Raw genomic sequence first — 2,439 nt, forward strand, 5'->3', positions numbered from 1 at the left:
CGGAGGGGTTGGGGGGGGGGGCGGGGGTTTTGATGCGGTGAGGTGCGCGGCGGGCGGGTCTGCTGGTGGCTGTGCTTCAGGGTGCGATGGTTTGGATGCGGTAAGTGACCGGAGGGTGGTCGGTTCCATCTGAGATTGGCGGAATCTGTCCGGTCTGGCTGCCCAGCCCTGCTGGGTGCCACTTTGATTGCGCAGGCGTGAACTTGTTCGTGGCCAGGAGGTTGAGCCTGGCCACGTCCGCCCGCCACCGCCATTTCCGCTTAAACATTGGACAGGGTCATGTGCGGAGAGTGGCGAAATCCATGCCATGAATTCTCCTTCGCCTGCTACGGAGTGTGACAAATTCCCAGCTGGGGTGGACTTCGCACACATCGGACATGCCGTGGCATTTCCGCAGGTCAGGGTGCCGCGGTCGTCGAAACTTGTTCCCAAATACACTTGACGTAAGGAACTGATGCCGCGCTAACTCACTCCACCTTTGAAGATTCTGTGACTCTGGGGTGGGGACTGTGGGGTTGGGGCGGGGGAGTCGGTATGGGCATGCGCGGGATCGGTCACGCCGTGTAATCGGCGGGGTGGCGGCAGCGGCAACGCTGTTGTCCCTGCTGCCGATGGTGACGTTCGCGGCGTCGACCGACGCTCAGGCCGTGCCACAACAGTCCGAAGTGAACGAGCAGTCGGCCTCGGAGCGGGCGGCTGTGGCCGGCGAACCGGTCGAGGTGACGTCGGCGCGGACCGAGTACACAACGACCGTCGCGAACCCTGACGGAACGTTCACCCTCACTCAGTCGACGGAGCCACAGCGAGCCAGGGCCGAAGACGGTACGTGGCAGGACATCGACGTCACGCTGGAGAAGCGCTCGAACGGCACGGTCGGACCGAAGTCCGCAGTGGTGGATCTGGCGTTCTCGGGTGGCGGCAGCGGCTCGGACATGCTGCGGCTCAGTCATGAGGGGCAGGTGGTGAAGCTGGGGTGGCCCACTTCGCTGCCCGTACCCACTCTGGACGGGGCAACGGCTACCTACGCCGACGTACCCATCGGCGGAGTGGATCTCCAACTCACCGCGACGGCCGAGGGCTACCGCGAGGTGCTGGTGGTCAAGACAGCCGACGCCGCGGCCAGTTCGGAACTGGAACAGGTGAAGCTCACTGCCACCGGCGAGGGGCTGAGCCTGGTGCCGGGGGCGGGGGACGGTCTGCGTGCGGTGGACGCCGACGGCAACGCGGTCTTCCGCGGGCCCGCCGGGCAGATGTGGGACTCGGCGGGGGACGACGAGCCCACCGATGTGCAGCCGCAGTTGATGTCGTCCGAGCGCGTCGAGGCGCAAGCAGAGGAAGGCGTTGCGGCCGATCCGACGCATCCTGGTGAGGGCGATGCCACTGCGGAGCTGCCGGTCTCGGTGGGCGAGGGCACGGTCTCGGTGACGCCGGACCTGGATCTGCTGCGCGGACAGAAGACGGTGTACCCGGTCTTCATCGATCCCTCCGTCGGCCTGGGTGCCTCCGAGTGGACCAAGCTGTCGTCGGACGGCGACAAGTTCTGGAAGTTCAGCGAGCCCAAGGGCGTGGGCGGTTGTGGTGTCGCGGACGGATTCGCCTGCAGCACGGGCGGCTACACCGACCGGATGTACTTCGAGTTCGGCGCCGGGAAACTGGCCGGCAAGCAGGTGCTGGACGCGACGTTCCGCGCGTACGAGACCTGGTCGTTCAACTGCACGCCCTACTGGGTGGATCTCGAGCGCACGGACAACATCTCCGAAGGCACGCGGTGGCCGGGCCCCAAGCAACTCGACCAGATGGGCGACCGCTACGTTTCGGCGGGCCGAGGGGACCTCTGTACTCCTGACCAGCCCAATGCGTGGGTCGAGCTCAGCGACAATCCCGATGAGCCGGACGAGAATCTGACCTCAACGGTGCGGGCTTTCGCCGATGGCAAGATTTCCCGGCTGACGCTGATGCTGCGCGCGAAGGACGAGGGCGAGCCGCGAGCCTGGAAGCGGTTCGACTCCAACGCAGAGCTGAAGGTCTGGTACGTGCACAGGCCAGGGGTGCCCACCTCGGTCGGTGCGATCCCCGGTACTGGTGACACGGCCGTCTGCCGTCCTGCGTCGGACCCGCTCACCGTCACGGTGGACACCCCCACCGTGCAGGCTCGCGTGCAGACGAAGGTCCAGCCGAGTTCGGGTGAGGAAAAGGGCTCTCTGCAGGCCGAGTTCGTGATGCAGCGCTCCAGTACGGACACGACGTCAGGTACGTGGGCGCAAGTGTGGAGTGACTACAAGCCGGATGACGGTTGGCACACGGACGGCACTCTGGAGAAGACGGCCACCGACAAGCGGGCAGATGGCGGCCTGTATCGGTTGGGTGCGGCTGAACGGAAAATCAACGGTCCGGTGGGCAGGCGGTAGCGTCCGGGTGGCGGAGCCGTCCCGGACTGGT

Annotated in this window: 1 protein-coding gene; it reads left to right on the forward strand. The window is 66.0% G+C overall.

The window, feature by feature from the left end:
* Positions 1 to 611: 611 nt before the first annotated feature.
* The gene (locus O3Q52_RS51955; protein ID WP_269655380.1) at positions 612 to 2,408 is read left to right on the forward strand and encodes a hypothetical protein; all 1,797 of its coding nucleotides are present in this window, start codon (positions 612 to 614) and stop codon (positions 2,406 to 2,408) included.
* Positions 2,409 to 2,439 lie beyond the last annotated feature (31 nt).

The organism is Streptomyces sp. ActVer, assembly GCF_027270795.1.
In the GTDB taxonomy this organism is placed as follows: domain Bacteria; phylum Actinomycetota; class Actinomycetes; order Streptomycetales; family Streptomycetaceae; genus Streptomyces; species Streptomyces umbrinus_A.